At 49.9% G+C, this 3980-nt stretch carries 9 protein-coding genes; 8 read left to right on the plus strand and 1 reads right to left on the minus strand.

The window, feature by feature from the left end:
- The first annotated feature begins 274 nt into the window (after positions 1-274).
- From B2899_RS18165 to B2899_RS18535, 8 genes are all read left to right on the plus strand, one after another.
- Positions 275-637, plus strand: a complete 363-nt coding sequence (locus tag B2899_RS18165; protein WP_286887598.1) for a hypothetical protein — start codon at positions 275-277, stop codon at positions 635-637.
- 54 nt (positions 638-691) lie between these two features.
- Positions 692-877, plus strand: a complete 186-nt coding sequence (locus B2899_RS18170; protein WP_146811468.1) for a YlaF family protein — start codon at positions 692-694, stop codon at positions 875-877.
- Positions 878-1004: 127 nt separating this feature from the next.
- Positions 1005-1160, plus strand: coding sequence for a lmo0937 family membrane protein (locus B2899_RS18175; protein WP_146811469.1), 156 nt, complete (start codon positions 1005-1007; stop codon positions 1158-1160).
- A 132-nt stretch (positions 1161-1292) separates the two neighbouring features.
- The gene (locus B2899_RS18180) at positions 1293-2252 is read left to right on the plus strand and encodes a cation diffusion facilitator family transporter (protein WP_286887600.1); all 960 of its coding nucleotides are present in this window, start codon (positions 1293-1295) and stop codon (positions 2250-2252) included.
- Positions 2230-2592, plus strand: a complete 363-nt coding sequence (locus B2899_RS18185) for an ArsR/SmtB family transcription factor (RefSeq protein WP_286887602.1) — start codon at positions 2230-2232, stop codon at positions 2590-2592. The genes B2899_RS18180 and B2899_RS18185 overlap by 23 nt, the downstream gene beginning before the upstream one ends.
- 33 nt (positions 2593-2625) lie before the next feature.
- Entirely contained in the window at positions 2626-3111 is a 486-nt protein-coding gene (locus B2899_RS18190; protein WP_286887603.1) for a PaaI family thioesterase, read from the plus strand.
- Between the two features lie 39 nt (positions 3112-3150).
- Positions 3151-3561 (plus strand): alpha/beta fold hydrolase, encoded by a 411-nt coding sequence (locus B2899_RS18195; RefSeq protein WP_414631794.1) that lies wholly within the window; start codon positions 3151-3153, stop codon positions 3559-3561.
- Positions 3536-3709, plus strand: coding sequence for an alpha/beta fold hydrolase (locus B2899_RS18535; RefSeq protein WP_371863574.1), 174 nt, complete (start codon positions 3536-3538; stop codon positions 3707-3709). Before B2899_RS18195 ends, B2899_RS18535 begins: the two co-directional genes overlap by 26 nt.
- Here B2899_RS18535 and B2899_RS18200 read toward each other — a convergent pair.
- Positions 3706-3980 (minus strand): hypothetical protein (locus tag B2899_RS18200; protein ID WP_286887605.1); only part of this gene is annotated, 275 nt, incomplete at its 5' end. The two genes, B2899_RS18535 and B2899_RS18200, sit on opposite strands and share 4 nt — an antisense overlap.

Below are 3980 nucleotides of genomic sequence, written 5' to 3' on the forward strand. Positions count from 1 at the left end.
TCTCATGATTTTCACAGAAAAAATATATCTTCCATACTATCTTACTTCAAGCCAATAAAGCAAAAAAGACGAAAAACCACGACTGTTTACCGGATCTCCATGTTTGTGCGCTTGCCGTTCTTTAATAGACACAGGCTCAACTTCGTGAATTACTCACCATTAAAATGGTGAGGATTCCCGTACGATTTCCTAAACTTACTACCCTGTCTTCGCTCATAAATCTGTTACAATAGTCAAGACAAACATAGTACAGTATCTATATGGAGGAATTCATATGGCGACTTCAACAGCCATAGCTTCGTTGGAGACGCTTGTGGTGATTCATCGAAGTAGCAATCTCGATGAAATTTATACACAGCTTATCTCCAACTTCAAGCGTGTCCCCTATTTCGATTGGATCGGCGTCTACATCAAAGAAGGAACGAATAAGGTATTGAAAGCCGCGTCCAATGAGCCAGAACCTGTCTCATTGGCCCGTCTCTCCATTATCCAAATTCCTATGCGGGTAAACAAAGAACTAATAGGAAACATTACGGTGATGACACAGCCGTCACAGCCGATCGATGAATCAGATTATCTAGCACTTGCAAAAACGGCAGAAGAGCTAGGAAAGAAAGTGGCGCTTCTTGATACTTGAGCGTAAGCGATCACTACATAAATGTAGTATAATCGACTTTGAGGTGAAAAACGGATGACCAAGCATCAGAAGCAATCACTCCTGCTTGCGATTCTGGGCGTCGTATGCTTTGTCGGCGTCGGAATTTCGGTTGGGGAACGCAGCGGCCTTATGGCAGGCATCTTTTTGATAGGTGCCATTCTCATCATCGGATTTGGCTTCATGCTTAAAGCCAAGCGCAGAAAAAATGGACAGCTCTAATCCATGGTGGCCCACCGTTTGCGGCAAGCAGACGGCGGGCTCGTTTATTTTATCGGATCCAGGGGTAAGATAAGCCTACAAGCGATAGACAGTTTGCATCTCCAACCAATATAAGGAGCGATGAAATATGGGAATTCTGCGTACGATTATTCTGGTTATTCTCGCACTTTGGTTCATCGGTTTTCTATTCAGGGTAGCCGGTGGACTCATTCACATTTTGCTGCTGATTGCCGGAGTGCTGTTTATCATCGACCTCGTATCGGGCAGACGCGGAAAAATATAACGACACGGAGCCTTCGGATGTGGTACCGGAGGTTTTTGTCTGCCCAAGTAAACAAATATTCAAAAGAATACTTGAATTTAATCTTTCGTCCGCATACACTGGAAGTATCAATCATACAGGGAGGAACCTTTCATGGGCGGACACCATCACCATCATGGTCATGCGCATCACCACGGGCATGGACACCATCATCACCATGGCGAAAACGCCAATCGTAAATCGTTATTTATCGCGTTTCTGTTGATTACCGGCTTTATGATCGTAGAATTTATCGGAGGTATTCTCAGCAACAGTCTCGCGCTCCTATCGGATGCCGGTCATATGCTGAGCGACTCCGCCTCGCTTTTCTTGAGCGTGCTCGCCATGTGGCTCGCCGGCAAACCGGCCACGTCCACCAAAACATACGGCTACAAGCGGACTGAAATTCTCGCCGCTCTGCTAAACGGCATAACGCTGGCCGTTATTTCCGTCTATATTTTTGTAGAAGCGTACCACCGTTTCTTTATTCCTGAAGCGGTCGCCAGCAGACAAATGATGCTAATCGCGGTGCTTGGCCTGCTGGTCAATATCGTCGCGGCTTGGATCCTGATGCGCGGGGGCAATACGTCCGACAACCTGAACGTGCGCAGTGCATTTCTGCATGTACTCGGGGATATGCTGGGATCTGTAGGCGCAATTGTCGCGGCACTGCTTATCTGGCAGTTCGGCTGGACGATTGCCGATCCGATTGCGAGTGTTATTGTCGCGGTGCTGGTGCTTATTTCAGGATGGCGCGTGATCCGCGACTCTGTGAATGTCCTGATGGAGGGCGTTCCTGATGGTATGGATATTGATAAAATCCGTAAATCCGTGCTCACCATTGAAGGTGTGACCGCTGTGCATGATCTGCACGTCTGGACCGTCACATCCGGTTTTCCTTCACTGAGCTGCCACATTGTTGTGCAGAATCCCTCACAGTCTGGCGATGTACTGCGTGCAGCCAATCATATGTTCAAAGAGAAGTTCCACATCGCCCATACTACTATCCAAATCGAAGATCCGGATATGTGCCGGAAAGGAGACATGTGCGATGAAGAAGACCACCGACACTAGCGAAGCATGCCATCTCTCTTCTACGACCGAGGCGGTACTGCGCGAGGCACTTGCCACCAAGCCTGTCGAAAAGTTGGCAGGCTGGTTCAAGGGCCTTGCAGACATAAACCGTGTGAAGATTGCCTATCTGCTGACCCGCCATGAAGAGCTTTGCGTGCACGATATTGCAAGACTGCTTGACATCTCCGTCGCTAATGCGTCCCACCATCTCCGCCTGATGCGGACGCTGGGCGTCGCAAAAACGAAAAAAGCGGGCACTACCGTTTTTTACTCCCTGGCCGACGACCATGTTCATGACATCCTGTTACTGGGTATGGAACATATGGAGGAAGGGACATAACGATCAGACTCGGAAAGAATAGGGGAAGAAACCATGACGAAGCAAGACATACTTGAACAGATTGAAGCGATGTCGGAGCGGGACCTAAAAGCGGTCGCCCGTACCGTGAATGCGCTTAACAGCATGAAAGAGAACCACTATCCTTTTCTCGGAAATTTTCTCGGTGTAGTGGAAGAAGAAAGCCAGAACGACAATGAATTTGTCTGCTCGATGCCGATTGGCCGCGAGGTGCTGAATCCGTACCGCATCGTATACGGGGGAATCACCGCCACGCTGGCCGACATGGCAATGGGCTGGATGCTGGAGCTCCGCATCTCGCCAAGGGACAAGTTCGTCACGCTGGATATGAACGTCAACTACCACAAAGCCGGTACCGGCAAGAAGCTTATCGCCACGGCCCGCGTCGTCAATCAGGCACAGGACATCTGGCAGATGGCCTGCGACGTACGCAACGACCGCAGCGATCTGGTGGTTACGGCAACCGGCACCTTTCGTCAACTGTATCGAAGCAAAGAATAGCGCAAACCGCGCAATACATTCGGAAAGGCGGAGAGCATCATGAAAAAGACGTGCCAGGCAAACGGAATCGAACTTGCGTATCAGGAACAAGGCCAGGGTGAAGCGGTCGTTCTGCTGCATGGTTTCTGCGGCAGTTCGGCGTATTGGGAATATATCATTCCCGAGCTTGAGAGAGACTACCGGGTCCTTGCTCCCGACTTACGCGGCCACGGGGACAGTGCCGTTTCCGTGGGTACGTATTCAATGGACCTGTTCGCAGAAGACATTAAGCAGATGTTGGACGCACTGGACATTTCCGAAGCAACACTATTGGGTCATTCGCTAGGCGGTTATGTGACGCCTGCGTTCGCCGAGAAATACTCAGATCGGCTAAAAGCGTTCGGACTTATTCACTCTACCGGCCTGCCGGATGCGGAATCTGCCCGTGCTTCTCGTCGCCGGCGCAGATGATCAGCTGATTTCGCCGGATAAGACATTCTCTGTCGAGCAGGGGCTGGTTACGTCCGAAACCCTATCGAATGTCGGACATATGAGCATGTATGAAGGGCCGAATAAGCTCGTCGGTATTATTCGTGAATTTTTAAACCCGTCCCGTTAAAAGCTCATCCACACTAATATGAGAAAAACTCGCGGACGTTGCCGCTCGTCCTTTTTCCACATCGAAGACAAACGGTCGCTTTGTGACCCTTCGGTCGGACCGGCAAAACATCCGGGTAGCTCGAAGAGGGAGACAGTTGCCGGTCTTTTTCTCCCTTCGGGTCCCACGCTCCACACGGAAAAAGCAACGGTCGGCACACGCCTCGCGAGTTTTTCCTGGTTTACGGATGGAGGGAAAGCATATGTTGCTTTATCACTGTAAAGCAACATAT

The sequence above is a fragment of the Aneurinibacillus sp. UBA3580 genome (genome assembly GCF_002375825.1).
Lineage (GTDB): Bacteria > Bacillota > Bacilli > Aneurinibacillales > Aneurinibacillaceae > Aneurinibacillus > Aneurinibacillus danicus.

What these genes read in the sequence shown, in the direction of transcription:
- B2899_RS18185 (WP_286887602.1), top strand. Translation starts at nt 2,230, where the DNA reads ATGAAGAAGACCACCGACACTAGCGAAGCATGCCATCTCTCTTCTACG.
- B2899_RS18180 (WP_286887600.1), top strand. Translation starts at nt 1,293, where the DNA reads ATGGGCGGACACCATCACCATCATGGTCATGCGCATCACCACGGGCAT.
- B2899_RS18165 (WP_286887598.1), top strand. Translation starts at nt 275, where the DNA reads ATGGCGACTTCAACAGCCATAGCTTCGTTGGAGACGCTTGTGGTGATT.
- B2899_RS18175 (WP_146811469.1), top strand. Translation starts at nt 1,005, where the DNA reads ATGGGAATTCTGCGTACGATTATTCTGGTTATTCTCGCACTTTGGTTC.
- B2899_RS18195 (WP_414631794.1), top strand. Translation starts at nt 3,151, where the DNA reads ATGAAAAAGACGTGCCAGGCAAACGGAATCGAACTTGCGTATCAGGAA.
- B2899_RS18170 (WP_146811468.1), top strand. Translation starts at nt 692, where the DNA reads ATGACCAAGCATCAGAAGCAATCACTCCTGCTTGCGATTCTGGGCGTC.
- B2899_RS18190 (WP_286887603.1), top strand. Translation starts at nt 2,626, where the DNA reads ATGACGAAGCAAGACATACTTGAACAGATTGAAGCGATGTCGGAGCGG.